The organism is Aeribacillus composti (genome assembly GCF_031760945.1).
Classification (GTDB): domain Bacteria; phylum Bacillota; class Bacilli; order Bacillales; family Aeribacillaceae; genus Aeribacillus; species Aeribacillus composti.
The window spans coordinates 1364321-1382008 of record NZ_CP134501.1 but is presented as its reverse complement, the minus strand read 5'-3'; the positions used below and the strand labels follow the sequence as shown (position 1 = coordinate 1382008).

The following is a 17688-nucleotide window of genomic DNA, read 5'->3' as shown; positions in this document are numbered from 1 at the left end:
TTCAAGCTATTCGGCAATTTTGAACCGTTTTCTGTTTTGCAGCTAAAAAAAGTGATGATTTAGCACTTTGTTTGCATAAAAAAAGAACCGCTCTTATTTGGCGTAATTTCGTAAAACTGCCAAACAATGAAAGAAGCGATTCATGACAACACTGAAATTCGTTTATTCTATTCATCTTCGCAATGGATGGTTGACCTTTTTTACTTTCTAGCTTTGAAAATATTTTTTACTTTTGAAACCACGTAATGGCTTCCTCCGCGATCTTCAACACGTTCAATCATCATCGTTATTAAAAGATCTTTTTTATCCGCATCAACAGCAACAAACCAACCGTTTTCCTGACCTTTTTCTCCTTTTGCCGCTTTCAGCTCTGCCGTTCCTGTTTTTCCAGCCAGCTTCAATCCTGGAGTTCGAGGTTTATATGCCGTTCCGTTCGGATCCTCCACCACTTGAATCAAATCTTGAAAAATCAAATTCGCATGTTCCTTTGAAACAACATGGCTTTTCCAATTGGATGGTGTCTTCTCTTCTTCTTTTATTAATACGGGCTTAATCATGTTTCCGCCATTAATAAATACTGTAAAGGTGTATGCTAAATGCAGAGGAGTGATTTGAATTTGTCCCTGTCCATATCCAGAATCGGCTAAAAGTACTTCATTATCCATACCGTTATTTGCAATTTTCGATGTTTCAACAGGAAACGGAAAATCAATTTTTTCATGAAATGCAAAGGACTCTAGTCCTTTTATAAATTTTTCGGCTCCAATATTTAAAGCAGCCTGGGCGAAGTAAATATTATCTGAATAGGCAAGAGCAGCGCGCAAATCAACTTGTGTTGCAGGGGATGGAACCCGCTTAATATAATAATTGCCCCAGCTCCCGTCTTTTTGCCAAGTATCTTTTGGAATGGAAATCTTTTTATTCGGATCAATCGTTCCGGTATTGAGCCCAATCGCTGCTGTGAGCGGCTTTAAAACAGAACCAGGTGTATACAAATTTTTGAACTTAGCCATAAACGGTTTATTCGGATCATCTTTTTTCTTCTTGTATTCCGTCAGAAAATCGTTCGGATCATAGGACGGCGCACTGACCATAGCCAGAGTTTCTCCGGTTTTTGGATTGATTGCGACACTTGCACCTGAATCAGTTGATAATTCTTTGTAAATATTTTGCTGAAGATCAGCATCAATTGTAAGGTAAATATCGTTTCCGTTCTCAGCTTCTTTTTTGGCGATCACTTCATCTGTTCCTTTTACTTTGATGATCCAGCCTGTCGTTCCGTGCAGCTCATCTTCAAAAACTTGCTCCAATCCAGCTGCGCCAATTTGCTCAGAAGAGCTGTACCCTTTTTCCTCATATTTCTCAAGCTCTTCTTTATACATTGACCGCAAATAGCCAGTCAAGTGGGCAGCGCTCTCGCCAAAAGGATACATTCTTCCCGTTACATTTTTTTTCTTAACGGAAGGAATGGCTAAAAGTTTGTTGACAAGCTCTGTATCAGCCGGATTTACGATTTTCAGCGGGACGAATGAGTCCTCCTTCACCCAGCCTTGGGATAATTTTCTCTCAATTTCCTCCTTGGAAACTTCAAGAAGCTTCGCTGTTTGTTCCAAAATGGTTTCTTTTTGCTCCTTCATTTCTCCCGGTACTACACCGATTTCAAACAACAGGCCATTGATGGCAAGTCCTTTTCCATTTCGGTCAAAAATCTCCCCTCTTTCCGGCTCGATAGGCTGGATGGAAATTTCTTCTCCCTCATCAAGCTGAGGAAAAATAAAGGAAGGATTCCATTCAATTCGCCAATCGTTTCCATTATCTGTTTCTTCTTTTTTTAAAACGGCTTTGTTTTCAAAGCTTATTTTCCCCGCTAATGTTTCCATTGAAACAGCAAATGGGAATGTAATATTTCCGTTTTTATCAGGCTTTATTTCTTCTTTCGGTTTCTTAAAGTCGATTTTCAGCTGTTTCACACCTGAATCTTGATAAATTTTTTCATAGCGGGAAACAAATTCGTCTTTTTTGATATTTTTTTTCACATTGGCAGTCAATTGGTCATACATTTCCGAAAAATTTTGGTCTCTCCAATTGGCAACAAAGTCTGCAAAACGATCCTCCGGCTCTGGATCTTTAGAACATCCCGAAAAAAGCACCAGCACGACAAAAACACTAAAAAAAAGCTTTCGAATCCGCACAAAAATTCCCCCTCTCCCCTATGATTTTATGACAATTCTTTTTTATCCAATAATTACCCGCTCTTTTGGATAATGATAATTGGCTTCCTTCCTCTGTTTTCCAATTAAAAAAATAAACGATAAAATGCCGATCCGACCAATAAACATCATGATCATGATTATGATTTTTCCGATCGGACTAAGTTCAGATGTAATGCCAAGCGAAAGCCCTGTTGTTCCAAAGGCTGAACAAACTTCAAAGATAATTTCCATTAACGTAAACCGTTCTGTTGCAGATAATATGACAATCGAAGTTAAGCACAAAATAACAGAAACTGTCATAACGGCAATTGATTTTTTTATATCATCTGGGTGTATTTCCCGTTTAAATACTTTCACCGTGCTGGAGCCTTTCGCAAAATGAAAGGCAACTAGCAAAATGACTGCAACGGTAGTCGTTCTGACACCGCCACCCACAGAGCTTGGCGAAGCACCTATAAACATAAATATGGACATAATCAGCAAAGTCGTCTCGCTGAACATGCTGACATCCATTGTATAAAGCCCTGTGCTCCTTGTGGTAGCTGATTGAAACAGAGCATAGAAGAAAGATTCGAGAAAACTTTTATCAGATAAATAATTGCTTGATTCTATTAGATAGATCAGGATTGTTCCAATAACGACCAATGCGAAAAAAGTCACAGTTGTCAATTTTGTGTACAAAGAAAACCGGTATGTCCTTTTTGTTCCAATTGTCAAAATAAAGTTTTTTGTCTCAATCAAAACTGGAAATCCGATAGCTCCCAGCGTCATTAAAATAATATGAACCATTTGGACAAAATAATCATGTGCAAAAGGTACAAGCGACGAACCGCTTATATCAAAGCCGGCATTCGTTGTGGCGCTGATGGCAGAAAACATGCCATGCAAATAAGCTTCCTTCCATTCCGGAAAATATTTTAAATAATATGTGCCTAATATGATGGTGCCGATCAGTTCAATAATCAAAATCATCAACATAATTTGCCTCATTAAATTTACAATGCCGGACAAATTCAATTGATTTTGATCAACCATGATCAACTGACGTTCCCTTAAGCCTATTTTTTTGCCTAAAACGAACCAAAACAATGTGCCCAACGTCATGATGCCGATGCCGCCAATTTGGAGAACAATCATTAAAATAAAAATCCCCGGAACGGTAAACGTATCAATGATTGAAACAGTTGTCAGCCCTGTTACACTTACTGCACTAACAGCAGTAAACAATGCATCCAAAAACGTCCATTCGGCATCCGGTTTGTGAACAAACGGCAAACTGAGCAAAATGACCGCAACAGTGATAGCTAAAAAATAAAAAATAGCAAGCATCTGAGCTGGTGATAGTGAAACTAATCGATTACGAATATTTACTAGCATCCTTGTTCAATCCTTTTTTTTACTGCTCATACTATCATAAAGAAAGTACAAGTTTTTTTAAAGAGGTTTTTCCAATTTTGATCATCGAAACTGAAAAATTTGTTATTGTGCCAATTTCTACAAATTCATACTCAAGAAAAATTTATCTGAACTTATTAATTCCATATAAAATGCTTGTTTTTTTATATCTTTTTATTAAAAATAAGGGTAGGCTGTTTAATAAAGGGGGATGTTATGGGAAAAATTCAATTGCGTCGTTCCGTTATGGTTCAATTATTACTATCTTTAAAAGGAATACACGAATTATCCCCTGAAGAAGTGATGAAACAACAATTGCCCTCTGATCAAACAAACCAAATACCTGGCTTCATCAAAAAATTGAGCAAACAAAGAGACAAAGGAGAGCTTGGACTGTCAACGAATGAAATCGTCATCTTAGGAAATTTTTGCGAACTAACTTCCTTGAAATCAACTTCCGTTCAAAATTGGGTCAAGCGTGATATAAAAGAAATCATCGGTCCTCCTGAACTTGGAAAAAAATATTCGGTCGAACAAGCTGCTTTATTGTTAATTGTAAAAGATTTAAAAACCATATTCGACTTTGAAACTGTCCGTTCCTTATTGATGAAAGTTTTTAATACGATTTCCGACCGGAATGATGATTTAATCAGTCCGTTAATGTTTTATAAATTATATACAGATGTGTTGGAACAAGTAAAAAATGTCGAGATCGACAACAACCGGCAGTTTGAAAAAAAACTTTTCGTACAAACAAAAAGGCTTCTTCAAAAGCAAACTTCTTTATCGGAAGCTCAAATCGACAGCATTTGCCATGTGACGGTTGCTGCGGTATTGGCTGTTTTAACGTATCATTTTCAAACAAGGGCAAAAGCGTTCATTGATAAAGAAAGCGAATCGAAAAAAATAGATAATAACTAACTTTTAGATCGGGAATTGCGGTTGTGCAATTCCCGAACGTTATTTTCGGGCTTGACTACTTTTAGCCGAACCTTTTATGTAAAATTCGAGAGCCCTCATGTCTTCAAGCAATTCCTTTTTCATTCGTTCAAAAGCTGTATAACGTTCGTATGTAAAATCCATTTTTTCTTCCATCATCTTGACCATTTCATGAAAATGGTTTGAAATTCTTTGTAAGCTATTTTCCATCATGTTAAGATAAACATCATTTTTTTGATGATTCAAATAAGTCCCCTCCTTATAGCAGCCAATACCTATATAATAACAAAGAAACGGCAAAGGGCAACATTTTTAAGGGAGCGTGAAATCACATAGAAAAGTTAAGAAATGTGGCAAGAAAGATAAGAAAAGAGGGATTTCTAATTTTACAATTGCAGTTGTCGCAGCACAAGATAGAAATGGCAATATGATTGCTCGAAAAACAGGAACAGGGCGTGTTAAAGCCGAAGAAATTGAACTGTGATAGGTGAGTTTATTCACCTTCCGCTTTGCTATGCACTGATACAGCAACGAATTATAAGAAGCTTGCCAAATTGAAGGGGGTGTTGGTCAATGAACGCCAAATGCAACGTGTTAAGGAAGGAATTTATCATATTCAACACGTTAACAATTTCCACAATCGCTTGAAAAGTTGGGTGGAAAGGTTCTAAAGGGTTGGAACTCGTTATTTGGATCACTGCCTTTATTAGTTCCGTTGATTAATAAAGAAAGGATTTAACATTTGATAAACGTGTTAGAGCAAATGCTTATTTCAGCTTGTCAAAAATCAAATTATACAACTGTGGAATTATTAAGAAGTACTAATAAAAGACCTCAAAGCACTCTCCTTACTTTAAGAATATTGATGCGGCTATAAACCCTATTATGATCGCAAGGATAAGTATTCCAGTACCCTTCCAACCTAAACTAGCTACTAAATCAGCAAGGTTTCCAGTTTCAGCCCTATTAAACGCATCGTTTATATTTCCAGTTGGGTTTCGTATTAATTCTTCTCGTCTTTGTTTTTCTCGTCTTCTTCCAGGTGTTTCTTTGTCTTCGCTCATTATCACACCCCCATTTTTGTAATGCTAACATATGTTCTTCATACTCTTTACATAAATCTTACCTTAAGGTTTATAAGATGATTTTAACACATTATGGTAATTTAACAAATTTTCATATAAAAAAATCTTTTAGAGAACAGCCATTACTAAAAATAAACAATTGAAATGATCAAAACTAAAGGCGCTCCGGACCATGTAAAAATGATAAAAGGGGGTGTCTAATAAGTCGTTTTTACGGCTTATTGACGCCCCCATTAATGTGTTAGATATATCGGTGTTTATGATTTTTTGTTTTCAATGGCGATTTGACTTTCTGTACAGCCCCTCTTAAAATAGATCATTCCACACCTTTTGTCCATTCTGCCACTTTACCTTGATTTGCTTCGACCCAATCTTCTGCTGCTTTAGCAGGATCACTGCCTTCTGAAATTTCCAACATGACTTGTTCAATATCTTCAGCAGTCCATGAGAATTGATCCAAAATTTTATATGCTTTCGGCATATCTTCTTTTAATCCCTTTCGAACGATTGTGGATATATGTTCTTCTTTCCCAAAGGAGCCTTTCGGATCTTCCAAAAATTTTAAGTCATATGCAGCAAATTTCCAATGCGGGGACCAGCCTGTAACGACAATTGGTTCTTTATTTTTATAAGCTTCCCCTAAAGCCGTTGCCATAGCTCCGCTTGAAGATGTTTGGACTTGCCAGCCTTTTAGGCTTTCATATGTTTTAACAGCGTTTTCCGCTGATTTTACAACGCCCGCTCCAGGTTCAATGCCTGTAATCGTTTTGTTTAATTTGCCAGCATATTGATCGAGCTCTTCAATTGATTGAATGTCCATATATTTCGGAACGACGAGCCCGATTTTCGCACCCTCCAAGTTTGGACCTAAATCCTCCAGCTGATCTTTATATTCTTCATATAAATCTCCGTGAGTAGCCGGCAGCCAGGCGGCAACCATGCCGTCTGCCTCACCTTTTGCAACAGATTCCCACATAACAGCATTATCAACAGGTGTAATGTCCACATCGAATCCTTGATCTTCTAAAACTTTTTTGATGACATGGGCGGAGGCGACTTCCGTATCCCATTCCACGTAAACCAATTTTATTTTTCCTTCATCTGCCGCCCCGCCTTCAGATCCCCCGTTTGATCCGCAGCCAGCCACTAAAAGCGACAAGGAAATTCCGGCAACAAGTCCTAGGCGTTTCCAAATTCGTTTAAACATAAATATCAAAACTCCTTTTTAATTTTTCAATTCGAAAAGAGACCAACTTGCTATACATGATCATGCTTCTTGTTCATGCTTTGAGTGAAGCGGTCGATAATGATGGCTAATATGACAATACCGATACCTGCAACAAATCCGGGACCAATTTGAGCGCGCTGCAAAGCGGATAACACGTTTCTTCCAAGTCCCGGCGCTCCAATCATCGAGGCAATGACAACCATTGATAATGCCAGCATGACGGTTTGATTGATTCCGGCCATAATTGTGGCTCTCGCCATCGGCAGTTCTACTTTAAATAGTTTTTGAACTGCTGTGCTACCGAATGCATCAGAAGCTTCAATCAATTCTTTCGGCACCTGGCGAATTCCTAAATTCGTAAAACGAACGGTAGGAGGTGTCGCGAAAATTAATGATGCAAACACTCCCGGCACCATGCCGATACCAAAAAAAGCAACGGCAGGTATTAAGTAGACAAATGCAGGCATCGTTTGCATAAAATCCAAGATAGGAGTAATCATTGCTTCCGCTGTTCTGCTTTTAGACATTAAAATACCTATTGGAATACCGATGATGACGGATAATAAACTTGCGATCAAAACTAAAGTAAATGTACTTATTAAATGATCCCAAAGCTCTTGGTTGTAAATAAACCAAAGGCCGACGATGGAAAATGCCGGCAGGCCAAACTTTTTTCCGCTTATAAAAAAGGCAATAACGGCAACGATCAATATGACTAGAACAGGCGGCACAGCCCCCAACAAATCCGCCACATATTCCATTAAATCCTCAAAATATTTTTTTAACGGATCAAACAAAAACGAAAAAGAATTTGTCACCCAGTCCGTAAATTGTTTGATCTTTTCCGCAACTGGAATTTTCGGAACAAAATCCAACACATTATTCAGCACTGTTTGTGCTCACCTCGCTTTCACCTGCAAGAGCCGCGATGACTGACCCGCGAACGATGATCCCTATTAATTTTTCCTTTTCGACTACTGCTACTGGTATCGGCGAGTCGTGGATGACCGTAAAAATATCATACATTGGAGTGTCCTTTTCAACCTTCGGAACATTTGTCCGCAATATTTCTTCAATATCACGAACATCTTTTTTTCTTGCTTCTGATGCATCATCAGCTGTTACATAACCTTTTAGATTCCGTTTGCTGTCAACAACGAAAATGGTGGATATCCCTTCTTCTCTCATTCTTTCCAATGCAACACGCGGTCCATGCTTTTCAATATTGATCGTTTCGGGCCGTTTCATAATATGCTGCGCCGTCAATATTTTCGATCTGTCTACATCTTCAACGAATTTTTCGACATAGTCGTTTGCCGGATTCATTAAAATCTCTTCGGGCGTACCGATTTGCACAATCGATCCGTCTTTCATTAAGGCAATCCGGTCTCCAAGCCGCAAAGCTTCATCTAAATCATGTGTAATAAATATAATGGTTTTCTTCATCGTCCCTTGAAGATCGAGCAATTCATCCTGCATTTCTTTTCGGATAAGCGGATCCAAGGCTGAAAAGGCCTCATCCATCAACAGCACTTCAGGATCATTTGCCAATGCTCTCGCAAGTCCTACGCGCTGCTGCATTCCGCCTGACAGCTGATTAGGCTTTTGCTCCAAATATTGTCCTAATCCGACCATTTCAAGCGCTTTGATTGCCTTCTCCCTTCGTTCTTCTTTTGGGACCTTTTGAATTTCAAGTCCGAATTCTGCATTTTCTAAAACCGTTCGGTGCGGAAATAGGGCAAATCGTTGAAAAACCATGCTGATTTTTTTTCTCCGCACCTCTCGCAATGATTTTTTATCCATTTTTGATAAATTGTCCCCATCGATAAAAATGCTTCCTTTAGTCGGTTCAATCAACCGGTTGAGCAATCTTATCAATGTTGATTTGCCGCTTCCAGACAACCCCATAATGACGAAAATTTCTCCAGCCTCAACGGAAAAGGAAGCGCGATTCACTCCCACTGTATGTCCGGTTTTTTGTAAAATTTCATGCTTTGAAAATCCTTCATCTAATAGCTTCAATGCTTGAGCGGGGTTTTTACCAAAAATTTTTGTTAAATTTTTCACCTCAATGATCGGCATTTTTCCACCCCTTTTTCTAAAATTCAATACTTTCAAAATAATACGCCGATAAAATTGTCATACTAAGCTTTAATAGCTCATAATAAAAATATGTAAACCCGAACGATTCGTTGCTTTATAAGTATAACTAATTTTTCTTGATGGACACAAACGCGGTATATAGCGGATATCTCTTATATTTAATTATCAGTTTGTACTGAATAGTTTTTTTATATAGTTTTCTTACATTTCCTTTTATATGCTGGTAAATTCATACCAATATCAACATTTTACGGTCAACTACATTGTTTATTTTTAACCAACAAGTTCCACACATCAGATCACTTCTTTTTTGCAAACTATGCGTAAACAGGCAAAAAGGAGTTGAATTCGAATGGCAAGGCGAAATCAATTAATTGTTCCAGGAGTTGAACAAGCTCTTGAACAATTTAAAATGGAAATCGCGCAAGAGTTTGGTGTCCACCTTGGTTCAAATACTACCTCACGCGCAAACGGATCTGTTGGAGGAGAAATGACAAAGCGTTTAATTGCACAAGCTCAGGCTGATTTTAGCGGAAAACAGCCTTAAAATAGACTTTTGTAAATAATACAAACATTTTATCCTTTCCCATGTTCGTCCAAATGCTTCATTTTTCATATTGTTTAGGGTAAAATGATGTTGGATGATGTTTCATAAGTTTTATTTGTTCATGTTCCGATTGCATAACGGCATGAAATGGAACATTTTTTAGGAGGGATAGAACATGGGAATTGGTTGGACAGAATTTATTTTAATCATTTTCGTTGCACTTTTGCTTTTTGGACCGAGCAAGCTTCCGGAGCTTGGAAAAGCAGCAGGAAAAACGCTGCGGGAATTCAAGCTGGCTACAAAAGGAATTCTTGACGAAGAAGAAAAAAATGAAAAAAAATAATTGGTTCAACCGTAAAATCGGCAAATTGCCGATTTTTTCTTTTTTCGGAATTTGTATGAACCGTTTTTCGAGTATTTAACTTACATTTTTTAACACAAATCATTCTGATCCTTTCGCAAAAAATAAAGAGAAAGAAAAGGTAACTTACGGAAAGGCGGAATGAATATGCATACAATGTGGAAAGGTTCCATATCCTTCGGGCTCGTCAACATCCCGGTCAAACTGTTTTCTGCTACAGAAGACAAGGATATGAAATTTCGTCAGCTTCACAAAAAATGCCATACCCCAATTCAATACGCAAAACGTTGTCCAAACTGCGACGAAGAAGTTGGCAACGATGACATTGTGAAAGGGTTCGAATATGTACAAGGCAAATTCATTATTTTAACAGATGAGGAATTAGCAGCTCTGAAGGAAGAAAATGAAGACAAAACGGTTGAAATCGTCGATTTCGTGAATTTGCCGGAAATTGATCCGATTTATTTTAACCGGTCATATTATATCGGTCCAGGCGAAAACGGACAAAAAGTGTATGCATTGCTTCGTGAAGCATTGAAACAATCAGGGAAGATTGGAATTGGAAAGATTTCAATGCGCTCTAAACAACAATTGGCTGTCATCCGGACATATGAGGACGTCATTTTAATGGAAACGATTCATTATCCAGATGAAGTGCGAAACGCCCGTGACGTTCCCGGGGTTCCTCAAAATACCAATATTGAAAAAAAAGAGCTGGACGCTGCCATGCTGCTTATCGATCAGCTGACAACAACGTTCCAACCGGAGAAATATCAAGATGAATACCGTTTGCGGATTCAAGAAAAAATTGAAGAAAAAGTACAGCAAAACGAAACAAAAACGGCTGAACCGTCTCCAAAAAAGAACGTAGTCGATTTAATGAGTGCGCTTGAGGCAAGCATCGAACGCTCAAAATCATTAAATAAAAAGGGAGAAGAAAAAAGCGGAGCAGCAGGCAAAAAAACGAAAACGACCCGCAAAAAAGCTTAGCTTTGCCGGACAATAAAGCGGGCGGCCGACAGCAAATCCGGAAAATGAAAATCAGCTATTTTTTCTTGATGGCGGCTGCCTACTAATATCGTTTTAGCTCCTGCAGCCTTTCCGGCAGCGATATCTACTTCACGATCGCCAATCATATAACTGTTCTCTATATTGATGTTATATTTCTTTGCCAAATCAACAATCATCTTTGGCTCCGGCTTACGGCAGGCGCAGCCTTCTTTAGGTGCGTGGGGACAATAGGCAACCTCTTTAATCGTTCCGCCTTTTTTTTCAATTTCACGAACCATTTTTTCATGGATTTTGTGGAGCATTTTTTCTGACATGTATCCTAATCCGATTCCGCCCTGATTTGTGACAACGAAAACGTCAAAATTGGATCTGTTCAAAAGCGCAACAGCTTCAGCTGCTCCTTTTAACAAATAAAAATCTTCAGGCTTATTTACGAAACGGACACGATTGGTCATCACTTCATTTACAACGCCGTCTCTGTCTAAAAAAACTGCATTTTTCACAAATCTATCCTCCAATCTTTAAGGGTGAACACTATGCAACCGATGATGCCGACATTATCTTTCCATATTCCGGAAGGGGAGCAATGGCTATATGAGCCAAAATATGATGGTTTTCGCGCGATATTGCAAGCTGACGAAGACCGTATTTCTCTCATGAGCCGAAATGGAAACGATTTATCCCCATCGTTCCCGGAAATTAAACATTTTATCGAAAAACAAATAGAAAAATGGCGTCCTTTTTTTCCGCTTGTTTTGGACGGAGAGCTTGTTATGCTCAAAACAGCTTTTTCCGCTGATGTTGCCTCTTTAAAAAGAAAATGGAAAAGAAAAAGCGATGAAACGACCGAAACATATCAGCTTCTCGTTTTCGATATACTTTTGCTGCAAGGAGAGGTTATAACAAAAAAACCCCTTTCCAACCGAAAAGAACTACTATCCTCCGTATTTCAACAACTCGGTTTACCGCTGCATGTTAGTCCAGAGAATCCGATCCCGATCCAAATGATTCAAGCATATCATCAGTTTTCCCAATTATGGGAAAAAATTGTCCAGCATGAAGGAGAAGGCGTTGTTTGCAAACATATGTTAAGCACATATGAGAACAAGAAAAGAACATCACAATGGCTGAAAATCAAAAACTTTAAAGAAGCGCTCTTTTTTGTCACTGGATTTGATTCAAACAACGGCTACATACATATTTCTGTTCATCATAAAGGAGCAATTGTGCAAGCCGGCGTTTTTTCTCACGGTATGCCTGACAACCAAAAACAAGCGTTGTTGGAGATTATAAAAAAGAAAGGAAAAAAGGAAAACCACCTATATACTATAGAGCCGGCCATTTGCATGAAAGTACGGTTTCTTTCCATTGACAGCGGCAGTTTAAGAGAACCTTCTTTCCATTCCTTTGCATTGGAACATGATTGGACAGACTGCACTTTTTTGCAGCTGAAAATGGCTGAAGCCAATGTCAAAGATGTGGCTGTCACACATATTGAAAAACCTCTTTGGCCGAAATATGATATACAAAAACAAGATTTTTTGCTTTATTTATTGGAAATATCCGATTATATGCTTCCATTTTTAAAAGACCGCCCCTTAACGGTGATCCGCTATCCGCACGGTTTGTTGGGAGAAGCATTTTTTCAAAAAAATTGTCCTGATTATGCCCCGGAATTTATTCAGACAAAAACAATCGACGGGATTCATTATATCATTTGCAATGATAAAAAAACGCTTATGTGGCTTGGCAACCAGCTCGCAATTGAATTTCATATCCCCTTTAATACGTGGAAGGAAAAACAGCCGGCGGAAATTGTATTTGATTTAGATCCGCCGTCAAAAAACGAATTTCATTTGGCTATCTATGCTGCAAACAAGCTGAAGGAATGTTTAGATCGGTTTGAGATTGCCTCCTTTCCAAAGCTTTCCGGAAACAAAGGAATTCAAGTTCATATTCCGATCGGCACCAATATTTTCTCATATGAGGAAACGAGGCGGTTTACGTCTTTTTTCGCTAATTATTTAGCCGAACAGCATCCGAACGAATTTACGATTGAACGCTTGAAGAAAAAACGGGGCAGCCGCCTTTATATTGACTTTTTACAGCATGCAGAGGGAAAAACGATCATTTCACCTTATTCCGTCAGAGGAGTCGAAAATGGAACGGTTGCCGCTCCGCTTCATTGGAATGAAGTCAATGAACAGCTTGATGCCGAATCTTTTACAATGGACTACTGCATCAACAGGGTAAAATCAGGTATTTGTCCAATGAAACATTATTTTTCCATCGATCAGCATGAAAAAATTAAAGCCATCGTCGAGCATTTATTATGAAAACCGCCTATACAACTTGAGCTTCTTCAGCATAGTTTATAACTGAAATAAAACATTTCACAAGGAGGTTTTCATATGTCTGGAGTATCTGGAGGATACGGCGGAGGCTTTGCGTTAATCGTCGTTCTGTTCATTCTTCTCATTATTGTCGGAGCATCTTGGTGGGGATGGTAAATATTACATTTCGGCTTTTTCAAAAAAGCCAGAGCTAATTCGTTCGTTGAAACCGGCAAAATTGCCGGTTTCACCTGTTAAAAGCAGAATGTTTTTTTAAGAGCAATCAATCGAAATCCGACGATCAAGATTTTCAAATGAACAATTGCTTTTTCTTTTCAGGCCAATTTTGCAAAAGTTGGAATGCTTCATCAGATGAAACAGGCTTGCTGAAATAAAAACCTTGCATTTGAAAACAATGGTGGCGATTCAGAAAAAATACTTGTTCTTTTTTTTCGACGCCTTCCGCTACGATGGAAAGCTTCAAATTTTGCGCTAGAGCAATGATCGTTTTTACAACGACATTGTGGTCGTGCTCTAAATAAATGTTTTGAATAAAAGAACGGTCAATTTTAATTTTATCCAGCTTCAGCTTCGTTAAATAGCTGAGCGAACTATAGCCTGTTCCGAAATCATCGATGCTCAAACCTATATTTAGTTTCTTTAACTTGCGGATGATTTCCAAAAACCATTCAAAATTGTACATTGGGACGGTTTCGGTAAATTCAAGCTCAAAGCATTCAGGCGGAATTTCATACATCGTCAAGTAATCCGTAATCATTTTCACAACATCATGCTGGTAAAATTGTTTAATAGATAAATTGACACTGATTTTCAAGTCACGGAAGCCCTTATCTCTCCATTCCTTTAATTGCTGGCAAGCTTTTTCCATGCTCCATTTGCCGATTTCTACGATAAGCCCTGTATCTTCCGCAATCGGTATAAATTCTGAAGGGGGAATCATCCCAAGCTCTTTATGTTTCCATCTGAGCAGCACTTCAAAGCCGGTAATTTTTTTTTCTTTTGTATCGACGATCGGTTGATAATATAAACATAAATCTCTTTTTTTCACAGCTTTGTAAAGCTCATTTTCTATAAAAATTCTTCGTTCGATCGATTTGCTGTTATGATTATTAAATTGGGCAATGCGCTCGTTTTTTTCTTTCCCCATTTTGATAGCAATTTCACTATTTTTAATTAAAGTTTTCGGCGTTCTTCCATGAACCGGGTAAAACACGATGCCAATGCTATAATCGTAATAAATTTCCAAATCGTTGATGACAAGTATATCTTCCAGCTTATTGATACGATGCACAATATCACGAATCATCTCATCTTTATTTACAACATTGTAAACAATAACTAAAAACTCGTCATTTGACAGACGACCTATAAAGTATGTATCGGGAAAAATATTTCTTAACTGCCTTGCAAATGACTTAATCACTTCATTACTAATATCTTTCCCAAAAATTTCGTTTATGTATTTATAGCGATTAATTTGAAACTTCACAACTGCAGCAGGATTTTTTTCTGTTTGGCATAAATACTCTAAACGGTTGAAAGTAGCTTGTTCATTTGGCAGCTTTGTCAAATCGTCAAATTGCGTTAAATATTGAATCTTCTCATCCGCTTCCTTTACTTTTGAAATATCTCTTATAATCAGCGCATAACCATAAAAAAAATTATTGCTATATAAAGGAAGGCATAAGATGGACGAAGGCGTTTCCTCAACAACTGCCTCAAAAGTTGCAGGTTCGCCGGTTATCCTCACCTGTTCAAAAAGATGCTGAATCTCTTTTCTGGATGAAGTATGAAAAAAATGATAAATCGAACCTTTCTTTTGCAAAAAATGCGCAGCCATTCGGTTGCCTTCCTTGACCAATCCGCTTGGATCACAAAAAACGATCATATCAGGGTGAAATTGAAAAATGAGGTCATAAAATTGTTGAAAAAGGCGATCCATTATTTTAACACTTCCTCAACTATGGGTTCTCATTTTTTATATCGGTATAAACATAGCTTTATTCAATAATTACATAGAATTTCATTCATAAAAATTATCGAAACAGCACACTATTGCTGGAGTCTGCAGCTTTTTTTAACAGTTCGATCAATTGCACTTGTTCTTCTTCGGATAGGCCGGAAAAAACTCTCGCCATCCTTAAGGCGCGGATCGGATATATTTCATCAAAATATTGGCGCCCCTTCTCCGATAAATTTGCATAAACTGACCGTTTATCTTTCGGATTTTTTTCCCGATAAATCCATCCGTTTTTTTCAAGCTTGTCAATAACATAAGTTACATTACCGCTGACAAGCAATAGTTTTGACCCGATTTGCTGAAGTTTTTGCGGACCCTTTATGTACAGAAGCTCCAATACAGCATATTCGGTTGGATTCAAACCATGCTCCTTGCTGTCTCGATTGGCGTGATCCGAAACGTTTTTATACGCTTTTGCAAGCGTATGAAACAAGTTTAAAGCCCTCTCCATTTCTTCTTGAGTATAGGAAAAAAACATTTCCAATCCCCTTTTCCTTTTTTTATTTTATAATGCTCATTTTAATGGAAAAAACAGTTTATGTAAACGCTGTCATTTTAAAAGTGTGCTCTACCAAACAGTCAGTCAAAATCTTTTCTTATCGAAAAAAATAAAAGCGTGCAGCAAGATGCTTGCACGCTTTACAGTCCATTCATCCTTTTATTTTGTCATACGGTTCGTAAAAATTGATTATTGAACTTGAAACCTTTTCACTAAAGATTGCAAATCTCCAGCCAGATTTGACATGGATTCGGCATGTGAAGCAATGGTTGCCGCTGATCCATTTGCCGTTGCTGCTGAAGCTGATGTTTGTTCAATACCTGCAGCCGCCTCTTCCGAAATCGATGCGATGTTGGAAATCGAATCATTAATCGATTCGCTCGTTGATAACATGTCAGTTAAATCATTTTGAGCATTGTTGATTCTTTCGGAAATTTCTTTAATCGTTTCTTTAATTTGTTGAAATGCGGCACTCGTTTCGTTCATTGAATCCATTCCCGATTCTACTTGTTGAAATCCTAATTCAAAGCTTTTCGTCACTTTATTCGTCTCGCTATGGACTTCTTCCACGATTTTTTGAATATCCACAACGGAACTGGAAACTTGTTCAGCCAATTTTCTGACCTCGTCTGCAACTACTGCAAATCCTTTTCCATGTTCCCCCGCTCGAGCCGCTTCAATCGCTGCATTTAGCGCGAGCAAATTTGTTTGATCAGCTATAGATTGAATAACTTCAACGAGTTTGGAAATTTGTTTTGAGCGTTCATCAAGTTTTTTAATTTTTTTCATATTGCTTTGCATGCCTGTAAACATATAATCAAAAAGTTTTTTCGATTGATTCATCAGCTTGCTGCCATTGTCCGTCAACTCCAGCACTTCTCTCGATTTATCAAACATTTCTTTTCCATTCCTATGTATTTGATAAATCTTATCCATGTACATACCCATTGCTTCAGAAAGCTCTGAGGCAGAATTAGCTTGCGATTCTGCTCCAGCCGACAGCTCTTGCATCGTCGCAGCGATTTGGTTGCTTCCTTCTTTTAGCTCTTTAGAGGAAGAAAGCAAATCGCTGCTTTGTTTTGACATAGTATCTGAAGCATGATGAATGTCTTGCACGATCTTTCGAAGCTGATTCCCCATTTCGTTGACAGCTTCCATCAATTCGCCGATTTCATCCTTCGACTTTATTGATAACGGTTCCAATATTAGATTTCCCTTAGATATTTGCTCCATTTGGCCGGCGATTTTGATCAAAGGATTTGTAATGGAACGAGCCATTTTAAAGGACATGATGAAACCGATTAAAAGTATGGAGGCCAAAACAGCTAATATGATGATGATAGATAGATTGCTAAGTTGAATCATATTATTTCCGCTTTTGATTACATCGTTTTGTCGATCTGACGTCACTTTTTCAAATTCTTGAATAATCGTTTCCCCAAGCGGTTGTACACTTTCTTTCATTTGCTTTAAAGCATCATTCTTTTTCCCCATATCATAGTCGAATAAAACCTCGTGTCGGACAAGCAATTCCCATTGGTGGCATTTCGCAACTAAATCCTTCATTTGCTGTGAAGAATTCAATTTCAATAACTGCTTTTGAATCTCGCTGCTCTGTTTTGCCAATTCTTCGTATTTTTGACGAATGTCTCGGTCCCCATATAGAAGAAACTGGTTTATCAATGAAATGCGTTCTGCAATATTGTATCGCATTTTCTCGTTTTGGATCAGTCCTTCTACATCTTCCTTCATGATGCTTTCCGTATGATTTGTTAAATTTTTTATTACCCCAAAATTAATAACGGCCATTAAACATGTTAGCAGCATTAATATTCCAAAGCTTCTGAGCAGCCTTCTTCTCAATCCGCCTTGCTTTTTGGAAGTAGTGATCCTTGTCACTGTTTTATTCTTTTTCATATGATCTACGATCCCC

The 17688-nt window shown here is 38.0% G+C and carries 17 protein-coding genes and 1 pseudogene; 7 read left to right on the top strand and 11 right to left on the bottom strand.

Features of this window, described 5'->3' with window-relative positions; translation table 11 throughout:
- Nucleotides 1-200: 200 nt before the first annotated feature.
- Together RI196_RS06820 and RI196_RS06815 are read right to left on the bottom strand one after the other, a co-directional pair.
- A complete protein-coding gene (locus RI196_RS06820; RefSeq protein WP_395994394.1) occupies nucleotides 201-2192 on the bottom strand; it encodes a penicillin-binding transpeptidase domain-containing protein in 1992 nt (663 codons plus the stop codon).
- Nucleotides 2193-2234: 42 nt separating this feature from the next.
- Nucleotides 2235-3590 (bottom strand): TrkH family potassium uptake protein, encoded by a 1356-nt coding sequence (locus RI196_RS06815; protein WP_066250816.1) that lies wholly within the window; start codon nucleotides 3588-3590, stop codon nucleotides 2235-2237.
- A gap of 234 nt (nucleotides 3591-3824) precedes the next feature.
- Here RI196_RS06815 and RI196_RS06810 point away from each other — a divergent pair, with 234 nt between their 5' ends.
- On the top strand, nucleotides 3825-4529 hold the full coding sequence (locus tag RI196_RS06810; RefSeq protein ID WP_066250820.1) for a DUF1836 domain-containing protein: 705 nt from the start codon (nucleotides 3825-3827) through the stop codon (nucleotides 4527-4529).
- 39 nt (nucleotides 4530-4568) lie between these two features.
- Here RI196_RS06810 and RI196_RS06805 read toward each other — a convergent pair whose 3' ends face one another.
- Entirely contained in the window at nucleotides 4569-4793 is a 225-nt protein-coding gene (locus RI196_RS06805; protein WP_063389379.1) for a hypothetical protein, read from the bottom strand.
- An 82-nt stretch (nucleotides 4794-4875) separates the two neighbouring features.
- On the opposite strand from RI196_RS06805, the pseudogene RI196_RS06800 reads away from it, so the two are divergent.
- Nucleotides 4876-5424, top strand: a pseudogene (locus tag RI196_RS06800) (IS1595 family transposase); the annotation flags it as partial.
- Here the strand turns inward: RI196_RS06800 and RI196_RS06795 are convergent.
- The 4 genes from RI196_RS06795 to RI196_RS06780 all read right to left on the bottom strand — a co-directional run bounded on the left by RI196_RS06795 (nucleotide 5396) and on the right by RI196_RS06780 (nucleotide 8942).
- Nucleotides 5396-5611: a DUF6366 family protein gene (locus RI196_RS06795; protein ID WP_311067136.1), complete on the bottom strand. Its 216-nt coding sequence runs from the start codon at nucleotides 5609-5611 to the stop codon at nucleotides 5396-5398. The pseudogene RI196_RS06800 and the gene RI196_RS06795 overlap by 29 nt on opposite strands.
- A gap of 337 nt (nucleotides 5612-5948) precedes the next feature.
- Nucleotides 5949-6839: a glycine betaine ABC transporter substrate-binding protein gene (locus tag RI196_RS06790; protein ID WP_066250827.1), complete on the bottom strand. Its 891-nt coding sequence runs from the start codon at nucleotides 6837-6839 to the stop codon at nucleotides 5949-5951.
- Nucleotides 6840-6889: 50 nt separating this feature from the next.
- Nucleotides 6890-7750 (bottom strand): ABC transporter permease, encoded by an 861-nt coding sequence (locus tag RI196_RS06785; protein ID WP_277986810.1) that lies wholly within the window; start codon nucleotides 7748-7750, stop codon nucleotides 6890-6892.
- Nucleotides 7740-8942 (bottom strand): quaternary amine ABC transporter ATP-binding protein, encoded by a 1203-nt coding sequence (locus RI196_RS06780; RefSeq protein WP_063389382.1) that lies wholly within the window; start codon nucleotides 8940-8942, stop codon nucleotides 7740-7742. Before RI196_RS06780 ends, RI196_RS06785 begins: the two co-directional genes overlap by 11 nt.
- A 373-nt stretch (nucleotides 8943-9315) precedes the next feature.
- Between RI196_RS06780 and RI196_RS06775 the strand changes: the two genes are divergently transcribed.
- The 3 genes from RI196_RS06775 to ku all read left to right on the top strand — a co-directional run bounded on the left by RI196_RS06775 (nucleotide 9316) and on the right by ku (nucleotide 10861).
- Nucleotides 9316-9510 carry an alpha/beta-type small acid-soluble spore protein gene (locus tag RI196_RS06775; RefSeq protein ID WP_063389383.1) on the top strand — a complete coding sequence of 65 codons (195 nt, stop codon included), beginning with the start codon at nucleotides 9316-9318 and terminating at the stop codon, nucleotides 9508-9510.
- 175 nt (nucleotides 9511-9685) lie between these two features.
- Nucleotides 9686-9853, top strand: a complete 168-nt coding sequence (locus tag RI196_RS06770) for a twin-arginine translocase TatA/TatE family subunit (RefSeq protein ID WP_063389384.1) — start codon at nucleotides 9686-9688, stop codon at nucleotides 9851-9853.
- A 165-nt stretch (nucleotides 9854-10018) separates the two neighbouring features.
- The gene (gene ku / locus RI196_RS06765) at nucleotides 10019-10861 is read left to right on the top strand and encodes a non-homologous end joining protein Ku (protein ID WP_066250830.1); all 843 of its coding nucleotides are present in this window, start codon (nucleotides 10019-10021) and stop codon (nucleotides 10859-10861) included.
- Here ku and RI196_RS06760 read toward each other — a convergent pair.
- A complete protein-coding gene (locus RI196_RS06760) occupies nucleotides 10858-11385 on the bottom strand; it encodes a D-glycero-alpha-D-manno-heptose-1,7-bisphosphate 7-phosphatase (RefSeq protein ID WP_063389386.1) in 528 nt (175 codons plus the stop codon). The two genes, ku and RI196_RS06760, sit on opposite strands and share 4 nt — an antisense overlap.
- 33 nt (nucleotides 11386-11418) lie before the next feature.
- Here RI196_RS06760 and RI196_RS06755 point away from each other — a divergent pair, with 33 nt between their 5' ends.
- Nucleotides 11419-13218, top strand: coding sequence for a DNA ligase D (locus RI196_RS06755; protein WP_311067135.1), 1800 nt, complete (start codon nucleotides 11419-11421; stop codon nucleotides 13216-13218).
- A gap of 75 nt (nucleotides 13219-13293) precedes the next feature.
- Nucleotides 13294-13392 carry a YjcZ family sporulation protein gene (locus RI196_RS06750; protein WP_063389388.1) on the top strand — a complete coding sequence of 33 codons (99 nt, stop codon included), beginning with the start codon at nucleotides 13294-13296 and terminating at the stop codon, nucleotides 13390-13392.
- Between the two features lie 133 nt (nucleotides 13393-13525).
- Here RI196_RS06750 and RI196_RS06745 read toward each other — a convergent pair whose 3' ends face one another.
- From RI196_RS06745 to RI196_RS06735, 3 genes are all read right to left on the bottom strand, one after another.
- Nucleotides 13526-15178 (bottom strand): bifunctional diguanylate cyclase/phosphodiesterase, encoded by a 1653-nt coding sequence (locus tag RI196_RS06745; protein ID WP_063389389.1) that lies wholly within the window; start codon nucleotides 15176-15178, stop codon nucleotides 13526-13528.
- Nucleotides 15179-15272: 94 nt separating this feature from the next.
- Nucleotides 15273-15734 carry a MarR family winged helix-turn-helix transcriptional regulator gene (locus RI196_RS06740; RefSeq protein ID WP_063389390.1) on the bottom strand — a complete coding sequence of 154 codons (462 nt, stop codon included), beginning with the start codon at nucleotides 15732-15734 and terminating at the stop codon, nucleotides 15273-15275.
- Nucleotides 15735-15944: 210 nt separating this feature from the next.
- Complete coding sequence (locus RI196_RS06735; RefSeq protein WP_311067134.1) at nucleotides 15945-17672, bottom strand: methyl-accepting chemotaxis protein; 1728 nt, start codon at nucleotides 17670-17672, stop codon at nucleotides 15945-15947.
- Between the last annotated feature and the right edge of the window lie 16 nt (nucleotides 17673-17688).